Below are 18,979 nucleotides of genomic sequence, written 5' to 3'. Positions count from 1 at the left end.
CTATGGCGTATAACTAATTGAAAATTAGGGTTAATCTGCTTTATAATATAATATAACGACGCCGGAGTCAAACGTCTTCAATTTCATCAGTTTCATGTTGATCCTATCTTTAAACAACGGTTTCCCTTTACCTAATATAACAGGATGTACCCAGAGCAGGTATTCATCAATCAGGTTTAACTGCATTAAAGAGTTCACCAGTTTACCACTTCCGTAGATGATAATATCCTTACCGGTCTGTTGTTTTAACTGCAGGATCTCTTTACCGGTATTCCCCTTTACGAACCTCGAATTATTCCAAACCGGGGTATCCATACTCCTGGAGAAGACAACTTTTTCATAACGGTTCATCATCTCTGCGAATGCCAGGTCTTCCCTTGGGAAAGACATATCCGCAGCCCGGTTAGGCCAGTATCCGGCCATTGCACTGTAAGTTACCCGCCCAAGAATGATCGTATCCGCTCTGCTTAACTGTTCACACAGAGAATGCGCCATATCTGCTCCCCATCTTTCAAAATGCCAGTCGAGTTCACAATTGGGGCCTGCTATAAAACCATCCAGTGTTACATTCATGGAAAGGACCACTTTTCGCATGCACACGTATTTATAATGAAGTAATAACTCCTTCCTCAAGGATATTTTTCATATTTACAAGACTGATCTCCATATCCCTCCCCAGCATTTTCTCCATGTTCATAAATAACAACATGATGTTCATGGGGTACTTCATGGTGCTGCTCATTCCCCAGGTGACCTTTGTCTGGTTTGGTGATAAGGCGGTGGTTGTGAACGGTGTTTGTGCCAATCCGGCGAAAGGTCTTATAAAACGTACTTCCACATCCAGTTTTTCCCCTTCTACTATGTTCTTGATCTCCTGTTCACCCTTACCTGCCTTTTTATTACCATCCCATGCATAGATAAATCCTACGGTCCCATCAGTACCGGTAAATGTCTTTTTCATGTTGGGGTCGGTCATTACCCATTTACTGTAATGATCCTGGTTCTTCAGGTATTTCAGGTAGTTAAAGACGTCCTGCTTGGGCTTGTCAATAATAATGTTCCGTTGAATAGCATACGATTTCTTTGAGAATAAGCCTATTATAAAGAGTAATATTATAAGCGATACGATAATCAGTAAGATATTCATATGGGTAATAATTTATTGTTACAAAAGTATTCTCATTAATATAATTTTATCATGTGTAAATAGGACATCTTACAGGGGTAGTTGCGACTTAATTTCCTTATTTTTACTACTCTACGACCTAAAAACCTACAAATGAAGCATATTTCAATACTTGTGTTTAATGAAGCAGTTCCGGCAAGTATCGTAGATCCACGTTATATGTTCACTGCCATTAACCAGTTTTTACAGGAAGCCGGAGAAGAACCTGCCTTTAATGTGCAGCTTATTGGCCTGAAAAAGGAGATTCCGTTACACAACGGGGTGTTTTATGTGCATACAGATGCGCTGATTACAGATACTCCTGCCACAGACCTGATCATCATACCTGCATTAAGTGGGGATATCTACGCCGCTCTGGAAGCAAATAAGGCTATGATCCCCTGGATAGTGGAACAGTACCGGCAAGGGGCCGAAGTAGCCTCTCTTTGTATAGGTGCATTTTTGCTGGCGGCTACAGGTTTGCTGAACGGGAAGAAATGCTCAACACACTGGCTATTTGCCAATGAATTCCGGACCCTGTTCCCGGATGTAACGCTGACAGATGGAAGTATCGTTACCGATGAACAGGGGCTTTATTCCAGTGGTGGGGCTAACTCTTACTGGAACCTGCTGCTGCACCTGGTAGAGAAATATACCAGCCGTACAATGGCGATTAAAGCATCCAAATTCTTTGCAATAGAAATAGACCGTAAGAGCCAGTCGCCCTTTATTATGTTCAACGGGCAGAAGAAACATGAAGATGAGCCTATCAAACAGGCGCAGGAGTTCATTGAAAAGAATGTAACAGAGAAAATATCCATAGAAGATCTGGCGGTTAAATTTGCCATCGGCAGACGCCATTTTGAAAGACGCTTTAAGAAAGCTACAAATAATACGCCCAGCGAATATATTCAGCGTGTGAAGATTGAAGCAGCAAAGAAACAGCTGGAGAATACCCGTAAAAACGTCAATGAAGTAATGTATGATGTGGGTTATGCAGATACGAAAGCCTTCAGGACCATCTTCAAAAAAGTAACGGGATTATCTCCTGTCGAATACAGGAATAAGTATAATAAAGAGATGATGATGGCGTAGTAAGCTAAAAGCCCGTATAGGGCTTTTAGTCCGGCATTTATAGTGTAAACTCTCCTGTTTCAATATCCACCCCTGTAGCAAGCGGGGCTTTCTTTTTAATATATGGGAGATCTACCGTAGGTAACGTACCGCCTGAGGCAGCACCTGCTATCGCTCCTCCTATTAATCCTCCTCCTATCATACTGCCAAGTATCACATTATTCTTACGGCGTGCATTAGGTAGATAGTCGGTAAGAACAATGGCATTCTGTTTTTGTTCTATAGGTATCAGCTTACCTTCATATTGCTTGAACGCCATTCCCTCTCTTCTTAATCCCCAGAATTTATCAACATAAATTCTTTTCCCTGTACTGTCTTTATAATAAAAGTGTTTCGTATTGCTGTCATAAGCTACATTGATAAAAGAAGGCGTATCATTTATAAACGCTTCAAACGTCATGTATATACCATCTTCATGCGTCTTCTCCTCCAAAGCAGGTTTCCGGTAACGCTGCATGGCCTTTTCTTTTATTTCAGACACCGGATAAGCCGGACTATCAGGCTGCTTTGAGGCAAGCGATGCCTGTAACAGCAGCTGTAAAGCTTCAGCAATATGATCTCCATGTTTATGTGTAACATCCAGACCAGACATCACCAGTACGGTATCTATCTGTGTAATCCATTTAAAGGTTTCATTACCTGCAAAGGCATTGGCCTTTAATCGTACAAACCCTTTTTCACTCATACTGAAAGTACGTTCATTGATATGTAACTCCTGTATCACCCACAACAACTGAGGAGCATCTTTTTTATAAATTGATTTATACTGTTCATCTACATAAGACTGTAGAAAGATCGTTAAAGGTTTATCAGCTACCGCTTCACCCCACCTGTTCAACATACCGGTTTGTACATACCCCAGCAGAGAAGAATCACTCACTGCATTGATCACCTGTATCCCGGAAATATCCATTCCTGATGGCGCTTTATTATCAGAGGTCGTCAGTGAAATTTTATGTTGGGCATGGGTAACAGTGGCAAAGAAGCCCAGAAGGAGCAGACAGCTAACAGTTTTCATCTATATAGGTTGAGAAGATGAAGATAATTAAACAGTATTAATTATTCAAAAAATATATAAAAAAGACAGCATAAACGTCATTCCTATAAAAATAATGAAAACACTCCTCTTGTCAATTATATCCCGCACCTTATCAATCATAATTGATGAAAAAACAGGTATTCCATATTATTGTATAGCCTCAAGGCTATTCACCCTCTTCAAATATATTTATGAAAATAGTAGTGATCGCAATAATTACCTGGCTGGCGACAATGTGCGCTAATATTTGTCTTGGACAAAAGCCACATAACTTCCCCGAAATATCTCAACAGAACGAACGTGGGAATTTCGTCACAGACAGTTTTACCTCAACTCTACTCAATGAAAATAAAATACATTTAAATCCTCTGCGTAAGATATATGTCTATCTGCCGGCCTCGTATAAGTCATCCAAACGATCATACCCGGTGGTGTTTTATTTTCATACAATTGTTACCAATCCTTCTCAATTGTTAGAATCATCAGGTATTAAAGATCTGCTTGACAAAGCATTCAACAGCCATCTTTGCCGTGAATTTATATTGGTAGTACCCGATTGTAGCTCCCCGGTTGCCGGAAGTTTTTATGAAAATTCACCAACCAGCGGCCGGTGGCTGGACTATATTACACAAGAACTTGTACCTTTTATTGATGCAAAATACCGGTCAATACCTCAAAAGGAAAGCAGGGCTGCAATAGGAGACTTTATGGGAGGAAGAGGCGCATTTGTGCTGGCAATGACCCGGCCAGATCTTTTTAGTATGGTTTACGCCTTACATCCTGTTGCAACCGGTATGGGTAACATACCCTGGGTTAACATGGATATCAACTGGGAAAAAATTCATACCGCTACATCATTTGAAGAGCTGGCGGGACTGGGGTTTACTTCAATTTTCCTTGCTATACAACAGGCCTTTTTACCTAACCCGGACAGACCACCCTTCTATTGTGACTTCATGTTTGAGCCTGAAAATGGACACATGAAATTAAATGCGGAAAACATGCAAAAAGTAAAAGATTCGTTCCTGTTAGATCATTACCTTCAAAAAAACAGGCAAAACCTGTTACAGCTAAAGGCGATAGCATTTGACTGGGGAAGGTTTGATCCAATACAGGATCATGTAATCTCTGCGGAACATTTAAGTCGCGAATTGCAGGATATGGGAATTAATCATGAGGCGGAGGAATATGCAGGCTTACCCTGGAATAAAAACTGGTCCGAAACCGGACGCTTTTACACACGGGTAATTCCATTTCTTAACCGCCATCTAAAGTTTGAGGGAAATTAAAATGTTCCGGATAGGTTTGGATATAATAAGGAGTAAAACTTCATAAGTTTGAAGCGGTTTATGAAGATGAATTTTATATCATGTTGTTCAGAAGAGGTCACAACAACTGGTCCCAGATCTCCCTGAAATCTTCATCGCTAAGTGCTTCACTCAAATCATAAGCATCATACCCGGTTGAATGTATGGCATCTCTGCATTGCAACAATAGTTTAACACATTTCTCCTTATCGCCTGATTTTATCGCCAGCCTTGCCATAGAGATGTAAGGATGTGAATAGTAATTTCTACCCTTCACTGCAGCGATTTGCAGTTTTTCTTCTGCCAGGCGGTTAATGGATGGCGACTTGTAATCGTAGGCCAGTCCGGTATATTCAAGAAGGAAATCGCCCCAGTAAATATTCAGCTGAAAATCCTCTTCATGTTTATATACCTGTGAGAAAATTTGCAGCCCGTGTTCAAATGTATTGATTAGTTTTTCGTAAGCTCCCTGTTCATGATAGATATGTGCCATGCCCAGCAGGGAATTGGTAGCATATACCGGAAATGTCCAGGCGGCCTGTTGTTGCTCATGACCCTTTGTAAAGAAATCAACTGAAATCTTGTAATACTCCAGTTTCAGATCATTGTCTTCCGATCTTTTGGCCGTGTCTGACTCCAAAACGTTTTCCAAAATGCAATTTGTTTTTACTTTGCATTCATCAGACTCATTCGTAGGAAATTGCCAACAGGCTTTATGAGGTCACGCCCAGCCTATTTTTTTGAAATTATTTTCAGCCACGAACAAAACCCAAACAAGTACTGTTATCTAACAGTGCAAAAACATACTAACTCAAATAACCAGATCGATTCATCAGCTCCTGACCTCAAACACCAAAATAACTAATGAAGAAAACATCAACGCATCACTTAAAAGCATATGAAACATACCAGTAAATAACCATACACCACCCCGGCATTTCATATAATACTAATTCCTTCTGCAGGGTGGTATCTACTTGCATGTTTGCTCCATATCTGGCTTCTCCCTCCGGAGATGACTGGTATTTCTTTGTCTGATATGTATCACTTATACATATACGTATTTCTATGGCGGATACCGAAAAGCCAGAACAGAGTAGGTAAACCTTTTAAACCACATTTTATGTCAAACGCAGCACAAGCACCCAGCCGTTCAAAAAAATCTCAAAAGTCCGTAGCCAACACCGTTAATTTAATAATGGTCGTTGACACTGATGTTATTAAGAAAACCTATGGTCCAAATTCGGGTCAGAACAGCGCCTGTGGTCTTAACCATCATGAAGGCATCAACCTGCTATGCCCTAAAGCCAACTATGTAGGGCAAGCCGGGGGAGTGAGTGACCCGGCTAATATTATCTTCTCCGCAAATTTGCAAGACTATGTTTCTTTCTGGGCTACCACTATTTCCAATAATTCAGATGATGCCGTTATAATGTATAATGTATTGCCCAACAGCAACAACCCCAATGTCTTTAATCCTTTCCAGTCGAATGAGGAAACTATGAGCGGCGCGGCAGTACCTTCACAACCCAATCCCTTTCCGGCGACACTCACGTCCCAGACGTTCTATTCATACGAGTCCAAGATTAAAAGTAAAGGTACGGAAGCCTTCACCATCTATTTTGCCATATATGAGGTTGATCCGAACAATCCGGAAAACCAGATTCTCTATGGCTGCTACTATTGGGATCCAACCATTCAGGTAAAATAATCAGGCATCACTCCACATATTGAAAGTTTTATGTACAGCAGTTCTGTCTATACAGAACTGCTTCTTTATGTCTTTGCCTGCCGGATTTGTTCTTCCTTTCCCTGGATAATCAACTACTACACCATGCTAAAAACTATTTTCGAACAGAAGAGTACCGATCGTCCTGTTGTCTGGAATATTATTAATTCTTTTCAAGGTTTAGGCTAATATCCGGTCATTTTGGGGCTATCCGGTTTTGTATTATTTTAGTATTTTGTTAACCAGGCGGAGCTGGATGTATTCTATAAATGAGTATATTGAATTACCTAAAGAATATCCCTTAATAAAACAGATTAATTACCCTTTTTCTCACCCAAATAACCCAAGACCATGAAAAGACTCATTTTCGCGCTATTCATTTTCTCTTTGATGGCATGTTCCAAAAATGAGAATGATTCTCAGAAATTAAAATTAGCCAACGGACTGATGACAGATTCCGATACTACAGGCTTTACCGGCGTTGCGGCCTGTTACTGGACGCTTAATCAGACATTGGAGAATCCGCCGGATGATTATATTCCGGGATCCGCAGAACTTGAATTTCAATCCTGTATCGGCTCATACGGCGGCGGATCCTCGTCTGGTCCTACCTTGTATCCCCCTGCCCCTCCTGTTATATTAACAAAAGTTTATCCGGATGCCCCCGATGTTAATGATGACCAGGTCCTCAAGGCTTTCTTCCATCTTTATATCGATTATATTAATGGAACACTGCCGGATTACGCGGGTGCGGGTGCTAAAATAAATCTGTATAACAGTCTGATTATGCAGGCATTGTCCACCTATCCTCCTGCCGGTAGCAATAACCTGGATAAAATCAACTCCTGTGTCACCTATATCTTTAATTATCCGCCTTCGGATCCCACATTTAACAAAAGTGAATTCCTTGATTATGTAACGAATGTGGTTTACAAATATGCAGGCAAGCTGAGGATTACTGTAGCTTTATCGAGGCAATTGAGTTTATCTTTCGATGCATATTCGCTGTTCACTATGTTATTGTAGCTATAAACGTGTTGGATCAGATTCCCTGATCCAACACTACTTCTGAAAAAAACTTGCAGGAATGAATCCTTGCCTGGTGATCAATCTATTTCTGATGAAGGCACAAGCTGTTACCATCAAGGTCTTTCAACCATGCAAACCTGCCCCAGGGTGTATTATCTATTTTCCCGATTTCCAGGCCTTTTGTTCTTAATTCCTGAATTTCTTGTTCAATATCATTTGTTTCGAAAATAATACCTTGAAAGTTTGTGAGAGATATAGAGGTATTCCCCTCAGGCAGCCCCATCTGAATCCAGGTTTCTCCATGATCCGCTGGCGCTTCCACTATTACGTGGAACCCTAGTTTCAGATAAAACTCCTTAGCTTTTTGCCTGTCCTTTACAGGAACCATGATAATTTCTACTGCTTTCATTTTTAAAGCTTTTATCGTTTGAATTCTTATTTTCAATATAAAACTAAATATAAAATCGCCATGTAATACACTGTAAATACGACAATCTTACCTGTCAATCGCGACAGGGTAAATTGTTACCTTTGTTTCATGAGACATGTTTCTATTCTTGCATTGCATGAGGCAACTATGACCTCTATAGATAGTAGCCAACAGTTACTGAACAGGGCAAACGATTTTCTGAAATATCAGAAAAAAGCAGGTTTCTACACAGTGGAAATCGTAGGTGCTGAAAAGAATATCAAATTGAATCAAGGGCTTTATACCATTAGCGTAAATAAAACCATTGACGAAGTGAAGAAGACTGATGTGATAATCATTCCGCTGCTATGTGGTAATTTTTCAAAAGCTATACAAGAAAACAAAAAATATTGCGATTGGGTAATTTCACAATATTACAATGGTGCCGAGATTGTATGCCTTTGTGTAGGTTCCTTTTTTTTGGCATCGACAGGGTTGCTCAAAAACAAAAAATGTGCGATACATTGGGCCGCTAAAGATGAGTTTAAGGCAATGTTCTCTGACGTCAATTTAGTCGATGATAAGATAATTACAGATGAATCCGGAATTTATACATGTGCCGGCGGGTATTCGTACTTGAATTTGCTTTTGTATTTAATCGAAAAACATTTAGGGAAGGAGATGTCAATACTGGCGTCAAAGATGTTTGAAATTGACATTGAAAGAAAAAGTCAGAACCCGTTTATCATTTTTATCGGACAAAAGAAACATACGGATAAGGAAGTGCTATGTGCACAGGAATTTATTGAGAATAGCCCTGCGAATATATTTACTGTTGAGGATATCTGTTCAAAGTTTAGTGTTGGGAGAAGAACTTTTGAAAGGAGATTTAAAAAATGTACCGGTAATTCCATAGTTGAATATATTCAAAGGGTAAAAGTTGAATTTGCAAAAACGCAACTGGAGTCAGATAGGAAAAGCATCAACGAAATAATATATGAGGTTGGGTACAATAACATAGATGCATTTCGAAAAGTATTTAAAAGGTATACCGACTTATCACCAATCGATTATCGAAAGAGATTTATCAGGCGGTGAGGCCCCATAAACCGACTTATTAAATTCTCAAACCAGAAGTATTCTGATATATTTTTAACTCGATATATAAATTTATAAATATTGCTCGGGCATTTCATCGTAAGTTCTTCCATTAAGGATTCTTCCATTTTTTTTCTTATTAGTTCCACCCCATTGTTTGAAAAAAAAAGCAACTCCAGCAGATTTACATTGATCCATTATTTCCAAAACCCAATCGGGGTTCATAGGCCTAGCTTTATGACCGCTTTCGCCTCCTACAATTACCCAGTCTATATTAGTTAAATCCATATTGGGTAGTGGTCCAATCAAAGGCTCACAAGAAAGGAACTTTGTTCTAGCGCCTGTTTGCCTTAAAAGATCAAGACGATGAAGTACCCTATGGTCCTCTATAGAAACCCCCATCCAAATATTATGTGGCCACTTTAATTCTCGATGAATCTCTAAAAGCCTATCAGCCCTTTTGGTTAAAACCTGAAAAGTATGCTGAGGATTTTCATTCATTACTAGGAAAACCTTTTTTATAAAATCAAGAGGAACACTTTTATGAAATAGGTCACTCATAGAATTGACAAATACAACTTTCTGCTTTTTCCAAGTATATGGAATCTGTAATGCATCTTCATGCAGCCTTATTTTAAAAGCATCTTTGTATTTATCTACTCCCATTGCCTGAAGGCGCTTAGCCATAACTTCTGCGTAACAATACTTGCATCCCGCAGATATTTTTGTACACCCAGTAACTGGATTCCAGGTCATCTCTGTCCATTCAATGCTCGATGATGCCATTAAGACTACAATTTATAGTTAGGTTTTATAATATCATTGGCTATTTTCAATCCTGCTTTATTATTAGTGGCCATCATAAAATGGTACATTATAACATTCATACTATTCCTCATAGCAAAAGAATCAGAAACATACTTAAAGACAGTTTTTAGTTTTTCTTGGTATAAAATTCCTGCTTTCTCAATTGCGCCCTTTTCTTTTTCGATCCAATTCTCTTCTCCAAATAAGGTAAATGATGATTGCCTTTTGTAAAAATGCTTTCTTATATCTTCCTTATCCATACCTAAGAATATTTCTAGTCTATTTAGCCAAAGATCATCAATTTTTCCCGTCTGTGTTAATAGCCTTCCGACTCCAATACCAGTAGGAACTAAAATCCATAAATCAACACCAGCGTCTTTCAAAGACTCAATAGACTTCCAATTTACACTCATTCCATAAGGATCTATGAAGGCTAAAGCTCTAAATTGTTTATTTTTCTTTAAATAGTCAGCCATACTTTCAAGTTTCTGGTTGCAATCTCCTTGAACGATAAATGTTGACTTATTTGGGAATTGGTCTTTAATGGTTTGTTCTAATAAATTTTTATTCTTTTTATTTTTTTCAACAAAATAATAAAGATCAAATGACTTGGGATCTTCAATTTCTAAAATTCGGAGTGCAGTGCCTTTGATTACATCTTCACTTTCAGGAGGATCATTATCAATATGACCAGATCCTGCAAAACCATCAAAATATAACGTTTTTACCCAAGCTTGCTTATTCATAATGGTTAAGTAAGCTTGGGCATATGCCACAACTATTTCCATCTTATCGATGGTCCAACTACCACCAAAACTATTCATTATCTGAGGGTTAGGTTTTAAGTTGCTACATTTGACTGGACAAGAAGTTAAGATAAAATACCTTAGCATCATGTCACGAGGAAGAAAAACATATTACAAGCAGTTCAAGCTCATGAGCGTAGAACTAAACAACAAACGAACTAGCTTAGTTCAGATTACATGATTAGTTGTAAAAACTAATGAACCCTAATAGTATTAGGTATAAAACATTTAAAGGCATAAAAAAACCTCCCTAGATGGGAGGCCTATAATCAGTTTTTTTTAAATCTTGTAAAATCTCTCTTGGTAAAATCTTTGGAGGTCTAAAATCTCTAGTAAGAAAAAAATTATTTTGTAAAGATAGTAAAAATATAATTAAATAAAAAATTAAGGTCTAAGCCATTCATCATCCGGTTTAGCGATTAACCTTGCATTGTTAATCGCCATATCTAGTGTAAGGCAAGTAGATGCTCTATATATATCATTTTCTTTTTCTACTACTAAAGCAAGATCCGCTTTTGCCTTGGTCATCAAGCATAAAGGTAACAAAAGTTGTAGTTTACCTTTATAGAACTGAGGGATTGCCGTTTTATAATTTCTTTTTATCCTTCTTTTAGCATCATCTATTGTCCCTTGCAATAGAATTCCCAGTTGATAATTATCCATTGCACTCAACGTAGCAGGAAATCTTGATTTATTATCTGTTATAATATGATCAACGTTAATTCTCAAATCAAGCCTTGTATCGTAAATTAATTCTGCCGGATTCTGAAAATAATGCGCAGATCCGGGTAATTTGGAGAATTTCATTAAATCTCTGTCGCTAGCTTTACGCCAACCTATAAAAAACCACTTTATTTGTGTACGTGGATTCTTATTTGATTGAAAATAAGCATATACTTCTTCCTGGTTTTCAGTGACCAATCCTGTATTAAAAATGGAATAATCATTTTCAACTTCAATCTTTCCTTCACCTTCTAGTTTCGAGAAAGTATGATGTATATAATTAAATAAAACGGGGTAATCAGATGATGGAGTCAATTTATAATTCCAATCTTCATTCATCACTAATGACGCTAATTCGGATAAATTTCGTTTGAAATCGGGAAACCAACCAAAGCTAAATAATGGCAGATTTGACATGGAATTTCTGTTAAAGAATTTTGAAAATACGATTTTTAAGGTCAGGAATAACTACAATCAATTATTGGGATCTGCTTTAACATTTGCAAAAAAACAATTGAGGAAGCATTTTCTCCTCAAAAAATAAAACTAAAAATCGCTACAAAAAATTGTAGCGATTAGGAGTTGCCCCACCTGGATTCGAACCAAGACAAACAGTACCAAAAACTGTCGTACTACCATTATACTATAGGGCACCGTATAATTGGATGGCGAAATTAGTAATTTTTCCTAACCCACAAAAAAAACTTTTAAAGAATTAGCTTAACCCGCCACTGATAACACTTTAGATACCACGGCCTCCGGTGGTAACCACTCCATACAGGCGTGATCACCGCGAAAACAAGGCTTATTGCCGAAAATAGAACATGGACGGCAGGAAAGGTCATTTACCTGTACTGCGTTATGAATACTTTGCCCATATCCCATAAATCCTGCAAAAGGATGGGTAGCTCCCCAGACAGATACCACCGGCACCCCAAATAGGGAGGCCAGGTGCATATTCGCAGAGTCCATACTGATCATTACATCCAGCTGACTGATAACCACCAGTTCTTCAGGAAGGGTGTAACGCCCAGCAATGACTACAGCCGTTGGGTATTTTGCCGCCAGAGCAGTTAGCTGGGCTACTTCATTAGCACCGCCGCCCATCAGTAAGACTGTCGTAGCAGGCTGTTGCACTAAAGCGGCCAGTACCTGCTCCATTTTATCGAGAGGGTATGTTTTCTCACGATATGTAGCGAAAGGCGCCAGGCCTATCCAGCGATTGGTTTCCTTTTTAGCAGACCGTGGAAATACCGGTGGCGTAGCAGAAACATCGACCGCCAGTCCCAATTTCCGGAAAACATCCGCATACCGCTCAATAGTGCTGGTCAGCGGCCGCAGGATCTTGTTCTCCCGGCGTGCCAGCGCCTTCTTCTCCGCACGTCCTTTATCGATCACAGCAACACGTTTGCCACTTAGTTTAAAGAAGGTACGCACTATCTGAGAGCGCAGCACCTGGTGAAGGTCTGCCACCGCATCTATGCGATATTCTTTGCGTATACGAAGAAACAGCCCGAAAAGACCTTTAAATCCCTTGTGCGCCCCTTTCAGGTCTGCCGGGAAAAAGATCAGCCGGGGGATGTTGGCACAAAGCGCACCCCAGTTCTTATTGGTGACAAAAACGATCTGTATATCCGGATTGGCATCCAGGACTAACTTCATCACAGGGATAGTCATGGCGACATCCCCCATAGCAGAAAAACGGATGGCCAGTATTGTTCTCATCAGGATTTAGCGTAAAGGACCGGATTCAGGGACGGATCATTGTACATTTTCATCTGCTTATACACTTTCATGTACTTTTTACCGGCGCCGATATCTTCCAGTAACAGCGTAATAGCCGCTCCCAGGTCATTGCGCTGGTCCAGCAGAATGTCCAGTTTACGCTGACAGGCTTCGCGATGCTCTGCAGAAGCATCCGCACGGGTAGCCTCTTCACGCATATGGTAAATCTTCAGCGCCAGAATAGACAGACGGTCTATCGCCCATGCCGGACTTTCCGTATTAATAGACGCATTGGCAAGCGGTGAAACAGTCCTGAACTGCTCCAGGAAGTAGCTGTCTATGTACTCCACCACATCCGTACGCTCCTGATTAGACCGGTCGATCCAGCGCTTGATTTCCAACGCCTTTACCGGATCGATCAATGGATCGCGGATAATATCCTCCAGATGCCATTGCACCGTATCAATCCAGTTTTTAAGATATAGCAGGTGTTCTATAGCTGCTTTTTCATAAGGATTCAGGATAGGCTGATTCACACTGTTATGCAGATGATAATCGGCAATACTCTGATCAAATATTTTATTGCACAGTTCTGTAAACATGAAGCAAATGTATATAAATAGCCTTAACATTCAAGTAACATGTACTGCTTACATTTATTTTCCATAATAGCAACCTTATATCAAACTATATGTCTGATAACCCATCCAGAATACTCTTTGATCAATTGTTTGAGGACAACCGTGAAAAGGTCTACCGGTTTGCTTTCAAACTTACCGAAGACCGTTTGCGGGCACAGGAAATTACGCAACAATGCTTTATTAAGCTATGGGAGAACATGTATAAAGTACAACCCGGACAAGACATCTTTCCGCTGCTGTTCGTGTATGTAAAACATATTGTTATTGATGAAACACGTAAGTTATACCGGGAGAAAAAGTCCCTGGAAAAAATACCTGCCGGGCCACAATCATCAACAGACAACTCCCTGTTGCATAAAGAATTCCGCCAGCACATCCAGAAAGTAATAGAGAAAATGCCGGAACAACGCCGTAATATCTACCTGCTCAGCAGGGATAAAGGCAAAAGTTATAAAGAGATTGCAGACCAGCTAAGCATCTCCCCCTCTACCGTCAGAAATCACCTCAACCTGGCCCTGCAATACATCAGGCGGGAGATGATGGCCCACTACGATATGTAAAACAATTCGCTATGAAACGTTACTTATTTGTTTTCCTGCTATTAGCCGCCTGCAGTAAAAAGGACCAACCAGTTACTCCTGTACCTACAGGCCCTGTTACGCAGAAAGAGATCAATAACTGGATGCTTGATAGTATGAAGTACTTCTACCTCTGGAATGATCAGTTACCCGGAAATGCAGATACTACACTCACAGCAACGGCCTTTTTTGCCCAGTTGAAAAACAAAGACGATCGTTTTTCTTTTTTGTATAAACCAGCCGATGAAACTACTTACCCGAAATACATGCTGTTTATCTACGGGTTTGATTTCTCCGTTATCGACGGTCCTGATGGTGTTACCGGTGTGGTAAAACTGGTAATACCGGGTTCTGTAGCTGCACTGAAAGGTATGCAGAGAGGTAGTTATTTTACACAGATTAACGGAACAACCCTTACTGCTGATAATGCAGCGAATCTGAGTAATACTTTATTGCAGAGCGGTACAAGCGCTTCATTTACAATGGCTGATGGTAAAACAATTACCTTATCAGCGGAAAGCCTGGGAGAAAATCCTATCTATCAACAAACTACTTCTATTATCAAAGGTAAAGTAGTCGCTTATCTCTTCTACAATTATTTCAACGATATCTATAACCGGGCTCTTATTCAGACATTCCAGCAGTTTAAAGCCGCAGGCGCGACTGAACTGATCCTCGACTTACGTTATAATCCGGGAGGGAGTGTTGCCGCTGCTGCATTGATTAATGCTATGATAGCACCTGATATTAATGAACAAAACATCTTTGCAAAGTATAGCGGTAACAATCATCTGGGGCAAAGAGACATTTCCTATAAGTCTGCGCTGTCTGTTCCTGAAAGCGGAGCACCGGTGTCCTTTAGTGATTTATCAACAGGTAGATTATCACTTAACCGCGTATTTATTTTATCCGGTGCAAAAACAGCTTCTGCTGCGGAATTGACTATCAATTCACTGAAACCTTATACAACTGTAATACAGATCGGGGAAAAGACGTATGGGAAAGATAAAGGGGCTGTTATTATTCAGGATACACGTTCTCCCCAACGTATTCCCTGGGCTTTGCTGCCTATCACTTATAATTTACTTAATTCAAAAGCACAGGGTGGATATTCACAGGGGATTACGCCTGATTATATAGCTGATGACATGGCGACACAGCCATTATTGCCTATCGGAGATCAGAACGATCCCCTGATAGCAAAAGCAATTGCTATTATAAACGGGAATAACAGACAAGCCAATGTAACTACTGTAAAAAAACGTTATTACGATGCGGAAGAAGCAGCAGCGGAAATGAATCTGGTAAAAATAAAAAGGTGAAGGAAGATAAACATCTTCCCTCACCAGACCAATATGAGTGAATCTTACTAAAACCTGGACCAATTCGCCGTCCAATCATCCTCTCCAAAAATAAACGCCCCGGCAGCAAAAAAACGTGCAACGCTTACCTCCCGCGGATACCAGTTCGCGGCACTGGCGGTCGCCGGCTTTGAGAAAGGATTTACCAGCAATATATCTGCATTGGGATCTGCTCCCGAATAAATATTATTCAATAATTCCGCTCTTTCATTATAAGGTGAGTGACAAGCATGTACAAGATTATTATCCAGCATAAATGAATTCTTACGGTAACAGTTACCGGTAGAATCATCTAATAGAATGCCCTCATTAAATCCCATAAAAATAGAATTAATGATTTGGGCCATACTGTTCCGCAGATAAGCGCCATGCCCGGAACCTATCATCGTCATATGATCAATTACAGCACCGGCACGATCACTTTCTACACCATTTGACAGAGATAACCCTAATCCATAAGTAATATGACCAACGTAACCCTTTTCCAAACCGAACATCTTACCCACCGGTTCTACTGCTATTAAATAAGAGGCATTTACCTTACCACCTGAAAACCGGAAAGCATCATCCCCTGATTTATATACTTCAATATGATCCAGTGTAGCAGCAGAATCAACGTTTTCTAATGAAAGGCGACCATACTCAATCCTTGCGTATTGTAAAATACCGGTACCTGATAAAACAATACCGCCCCAATCGCCGGGGGCCTGATCTGAAGAAAATATGATAGGACTAAAAGAGGTACCTGAAGCTAACAGTTTAGCGCCTTTCGTAATCACAAGCTGACTAACTGGTAATCCTTTAATACCCTGAATTAAGGCTCCTTTGGAAATAGTAAGTGTAGCATTATTGGTAACAGATACAAGGCCACTCAGCTTGTATGCTTTACAACTATCGAGAAAAAGATCTGTAGTGATGCTACCTGCAATGATACTATCTCCACATGGGGGGGTTACCATAACATCTTCTTTCTCACAAGCACACAATAGTAACAGGGAAACAAATAATGGCCATCTTTTCATCTTGCTATTTTTAATAACGGCGTACTGTAAAAACAGTACGCCTTTTTTTGAAACATTTGATTGAGAGATGAATCGTTATCTCTTAAATCGTCCAAGGGGGTATTTTTCTTCTTTAGCAGGTATAATAATTACCTAATAATTTATCTGTTATATTATGAGTTGTTATTTTCATTTTAAAGGTAGATCGTAGAGGATGATACATCTCCGGCATCATCGTGTACGTTATAAATATAATAAGCTCCGCCATACTCCTGCAGAAATAAGAAGTAGTCTGAACCAGATGGTAATACTATAAAAGTACCGGTAGCTCTATCATATAATCTTCCAAGATAATAATAAGGAGTGCCATCAGCCGCTGCATAAGGCAATCGAATAGTATTAGGTGATAATCTTGTTTTCATAAAATCGTTGATTACATACCCGGTTTCATCCGGATTACCTGTATCAAAATTAAAAACGCAGATATGCAGATCTATAGAATATGTTTTATAATAATCACCTAAGTTGTTAAGTATCTGAAAAGCCACTGTATCCTGAGAGATTGGTGCTCCTGCATATACAAATCCTTTAAAGCCAAATTCTTCACTATATCCAAAACGAAAAGACTGTTGCGTGTTTTTTGTCAATGTTACAAGCGTATCCGCCAATAATGTATCAGTGTTTGCCTTATAGATTTTCAATCTGCCCTGGCCTGCATTTAAATTAAATGTCTCGTACTTGCTGGCCGCGATGGTACCCAATGTTTTTGCTTCAAAACGAACATCCACATCCGGAGCGTTAGGAAAATCGATATTAGTTACCTGTACCCTGCTGAAATAATTTGATTCCGGCAACTCTCCTTTCCTGCAGGAAATGGAAAATAAACTACATGCTGATAATAAAAGAAAAAGTGATAGGCGCATGAATAATGAAGGTTTTTTAATGTAATACCGTATAAGAAGATCTTATACGGTATTACGATTTTTGTCAAGAAAATTTTATCTTAATTTAGTCCAGCCATTAGCCCATGTAGTGTTTCCTGTAGGGAATGCACCACCAGCTTTAACAATAGCAGGTGCTAAACTTGTAGGAATGTAGTTCGGAATTGAATCTCTTCTGAACGGATTTCCCAATAAAATAGCAGCATTTGGATTTGTGCTTGTAGATGTACTGTTACCACTTGGAGCAGCAATAGGAGTTCTTGTGCTACCTACTTCTGTCTGGAATGGATTAATAAATGCATGTACAAAGTTGCTGGTGAAAGTACCGGATGTGCTACCTAAAGATAAGTCCTGAGACAGACCATAATTATAACCCATGAAAATTGAGTTATTGATAGCAAAATGGGCATTCCTTCTCAGGTGAGCAGCACGGCCATAAGAACCGTTACCTGCTGGAACAGAGTTAGTAACGGATGCTCTCGCCGAGTTGCTAAGACCAACTATAGTAACATTGTTATAGGTTGGGCTAGTAATCGGAGTAGCAGAAGTACCAGTAGCGTTGTTGTCACTTTCGAAACCGTTAGAACCGCTCTGGTCAGCACGTGTAGTATCTGCAAGTCCTAATGCAAAGGAGATAGTACCAGTGTAACCGTTATCAGTATCAAACATATCATCCAATGCGTCAACAGACAGCAGGTGAGATGCATTTACTGTACCGCCAAACCATTCGAAAGAGTCATCATTAGACTTAAATACTTCAACATAATCAATCACAGTTTGACGACCAACACCACCCAGTGTAAGACCGTTAATTTCGTTGTTTAACGACAATACAAAACCAGCGTATTCGATACGAACATATCTCAGGATACCAGAGTTGTCGTCATCGTTACCTACCGGACCGCCAAAAGTAGCATCAGCAGGTGGGTTACTTGGAATACCTTCTACCTGTACGCGGGTAGCAGTGTTAGATTTAGCGTTACCTAACAGAACGATACCAGCCCAATCTCCTGAAGCTGGAGTAGCGGCAGCAGATGTAAAGATAATCGGAGCAGCAGCAGTACCATCAGCGATGATTTTAGCACCACGGGTAACAACTAAACCACCACCAGGAATATGGTTAGCAGTATCTCCCTGAAGACCTTTAACAGTTGTTCCAGGCTGAATGATTAATACGTCAGCAGAATCAACATACACCAGGCCACTTAAACGCCAGTCGGTAACTGCACTTGTAAGGAGGATAGTATCCACTACATTGTGAGTTGTACCTAAAACTCCGCTAAGAGTGTGAACAGAAGGAACTACCTGAGTAGCGCTTACGAAACGGTCTCCTGCAGAAGGCTGGTTGTCTTTCTTACATGAAGTCCCAAACATGGCTGCAGCTAACATGGAAGCTGACATGAGGGTTAAAACTAAGGGCTTTTTCATTTTGTGTTTTTTTAATGTCTGAAATGGATTACCTGATCAGGGTATATTGATTACGCGC

At 39.9% G+C, this 18,979-nt stretch carries 20 protein-coding genes and 1 tRNA gene; 7 read left to right on the top strand and 14 right to left on the bottom strand.

The features are described from left to right. Positions 1–30: 30 nt before the first annotated feature. Positions 31–594, bottom strand: a complete 564-nt coding sequence (locus tag GO495_RS09035; protein ID WP_157299354.1) for a dihydrofolate reductase family protein — start codon at positions 592–594, stop codon at positions 31–33. Between the two features lie 10 nt (positions 595–604). Then, a complete protein-coding gene (locus GO495_RS09030; protein ID WP_157299353.1) occupies positions 605–1,147 on the bottom strand; it encodes an SRPBCC family protein in 543 nt (180 codons plus the stop codon). Between the two features lie 132 nt (positions 1,148–1,279). Between GO495_RS09030 and GO495_RS09025 the strand changes: the two genes are divergently transcribed. Beyond that, a complete protein-coding gene (locus tag GO495_RS09025) occupies positions 1,280–2,260 on the top strand; it encodes a GlxA family transcriptional regulator (RefSeq protein WP_157299352.1) in 981 nt (326 codons plus the stop codon). A 37-nt stretch (positions 2,261–2,297) separates the two neighbouring features. Here GO495_RS09025 and GO495_RS09020 read toward each other — a convergent pair whose 3' ends face one another. Further along, positions 2,298–3,317 (bottom strand): hypothetical protein, encoded by a 1,020-nt coding sequence (locus GO495_RS09020; protein ID WP_157299351.1) that lies wholly within the window; start codon positions 3,315–3,317, stop codon positions 2,298–2,300. Between the two features lie 212 nt (positions 3,318–3,529). On the opposite strand from GO495_RS09020, the gene GO495_RS09015 reads away from it, so the two are divergent. Continuing rightward, positions 3,530–4,627 carry an alpha/beta hydrolase-fold protein gene (locus GO495_RS09015; RefSeq protein ID WP_157299350.1) on the top strand — a complete coding sequence of 366 codons (1,098 nt, stop codon included), beginning with the start codon at positions 3,530–3,532 and terminating at the stop codon, positions 4,625–4,627. A 97-nt stretch (positions 4,628–4,724) separates the two neighbouring features. Here the strand turns inward: GO495_RS09015 and GO495_RS09010 are convergent, their stop codons facing one another. After that, positions 4,725–5,297, bottom strand: a complete 573-nt coding sequence (locus GO495_RS09010) for a hypothetical protein (RefSeq protein ID WP_157299349.1) — start codon at positions 5,295–5,297, stop codon at positions 4,725–4,727. 471 nt (positions 5,298–5,768) lie between these two features. Here GO495_RS09010 and GO495_RS09005 point away from each other — a divergent pair, with 471 nt between their 5' ends. After that, positions 5,769–6,356 carry an AidA/PixA family protein gene (locus tag GO495_RS09005; RefSeq protein WP_157299348.1) on the top strand — a complete coding sequence of 196 codons (588 nt, stop codon included), beginning with the start codon at positions 5,769–5,771 and terminating at the stop codon, positions 6,354–6,356. Positions 6,357–6,725: 369 nt separating this feature from the next. Further along, positions 6,726–7,400, top strand: coding sequence for a hypothetical protein (locus tag GO495_RS09000; protein WP_157299347.1), 675 nt, complete (start codon positions 6,726–6,728; stop codon positions 7,398–7,400). A gap of 85 nt (positions 7,401–7,485) precedes the next feature. On the opposite strand, the gene GO495_RS08995 is transcribed toward GO495_RS09000, so the two are convergent. Continuing rightward, on the bottom strand, positions 7,486–7,812 hold the full coding sequence (locus GO495_RS08995; protein WP_157299346.1) for a VOC family protein: 327 nt from the start codon (positions 7,810–7,812) through the stop codon (positions 7,486–7,488). A gap of 129 nt (positions 7,813–7,941) precedes the next feature. On the opposite strand from GO495_RS08995, the gene GO495_RS08990 reads away from it, so the two are divergent. Then, positions 7,942–8,910 (top strand): GlxA family transcriptional regulator, encoded by a 969-nt coding sequence (locus GO495_RS08990; protein WP_157299345.1) that lies wholly within the window; start codon positions 7,942–7,944, stop codon positions 8,908–8,910. A gap of 72 nt (positions 8,911–8,982) precedes the next feature. Here GO495_RS08990 and GO495_RS08985 read toward each other — a convergent pair whose 3' ends face one another. The 6 genes from GO495_RS08985 to GO495_RS08960 all read right to left on the bottom strand — a co-directional run bounded on the left by GO495_RS08985 (position 8,983) and on the right by GO495_RS08960 (position 13,573). Next, positions 8,983–9,696 (bottom strand): DUF5131 family protein, encoded by a 714-nt coding sequence (locus tag GO495_RS08985; protein WP_157299344.1) that lies wholly within the window; start codon positions 9,694–9,696, stop codon positions 8,983–8,985. A 5-nt stretch (positions 9,697–9,701) separates the two neighbouring features. Next, complete coding sequence (tcmP, locus tag GO495_RS08980) at positions 9,702–10,541, bottom strand: three-Cys-motif partner protein TcmP (RefSeq protein ID WP_157299343.1); 840 nt, start codon at positions 10,539–10,541, stop codon at positions 9,702–9,704. A gap of 366 nt (positions 10,542–10,907) precedes the next feature. Continuing rightward, on the bottom strand, positions 10,908–11,663 hold the full coding sequence (locus GO495_RS08975) for a DUF3825 domain-containing protein (protein ID WP_157299342.1): 756 nt from the start codon (positions 11,661–11,663) through the stop codon (positions 10,908–10,910). A 165-nt stretch (positions 11,664–11,828) separates the two neighbouring features. Continuing rightward, a tRNA-Gln gene (locus tag GO495_RS08970) sits at positions 11,829–11,899 on the bottom strand. A gap of 67 nt (positions 11,900–11,966) precedes the next feature. Next, complete coding sequence (locus GO495_RS08965; protein WP_157299341.1) at positions 11,967–12,971, bottom strand: glycosyltransferase family 9 protein; 1,005 nt, start codon at positions 12,969–12,971, stop codon at positions 11,967–11,969. Continuing rightward, positions 12,971–13,573, bottom strand: a complete 603-nt coding sequence (locus GO495_RS08960; RefSeq protein ID WP_157299340.1) for a DUF4254 domain-containing protein — start codon at positions 13,571–13,573, stop codon at positions 12,971–12,973. Before GO495_RS08960 ends, GO495_RS08965 begins: the two co-directional genes overlap by 1 nt. Positions 13,574–13,662: 89 nt before the next feature. Between GO495_RS08960 and GO495_RS08955 the strand changes: the two genes are divergently transcribed. After that, the gene (locus tag GO495_RS08955; protein ID WP_157299339.1) at positions 13,663–14,172 is read left to right on the top strand and encodes an RNA polymerase sigma-70 factor; all 510 of its coding nucleotides are present in this window, start codon (positions 13,663–13,665) and stop codon (positions 14,170–14,172) included. An 11-nt stretch (positions 14,173–14,183) separates the two neighbouring features. After that, positions 14,184–15,512 carry a S41 family peptidase gene (locus GO495_RS08950; RefSeq protein ID WP_157299338.1) on the top strand — a complete coding sequence of 443 codons (1,329 nt, stop codon included), beginning with the start codon at positions 14,184–14,186 and terminating at the stop codon, positions 15,510–15,512. 47 nt (positions 15,513–15,559) lie between these two features. On the opposite strand, the gene GO495_RS08945 is transcribed toward GO495_RS08950, so the two are convergent. From GO495_RS08945 to GO495_RS08935, 3 genes are all read right to left on the bottom strand, one after another. Next, on the bottom strand, positions 15,560–16,573 hold the full coding sequence (locus GO495_RS08945; protein ID WP_157299337.1) for a hypothetical protein: 1,014 nt from the start codon (positions 16,571–16,573) through the stop codon (positions 15,560–15,562). Positions 16,574–16,746: 173 nt separating this feature from the next. Next, positions 16,747–17,475: a hypothetical protein gene (locus GO495_RS08940; protein WP_157299336.1), complete on the bottom strand. Its 729-nt coding sequence runs from the start codon at positions 17,473–17,475 to the stop codon at positions 16,747–16,749. A 75-nt stretch (positions 17,476–17,550) separates the two neighbouring features. Then, positions 17,551–18,921 carry a hypothetical protein gene (locus GO495_RS08935; protein ID WP_157299335.1) on the bottom strand — a complete coding sequence of 457 codons (1,371 nt, stop codon included), beginning with the start codon at positions 18,919–18,921 and terminating at the stop codon, positions 17,551–17,553. Between the last annotated feature and the right edge of the window lie 58 nt (positions 18,922–18,979).

Source organism: Chitinophaga oryziterrae, from assembly GCF_009758125.1.
GTDB lineage: Bacteria > Bacteroidota > Bacteroidia > Chitinophagales > Chitinophagaceae > Chitinophaga > Chitinophaga oryziterrae.
This window is presented reverse-complemented; position numbering and strand designations above follow the sequence as displayed.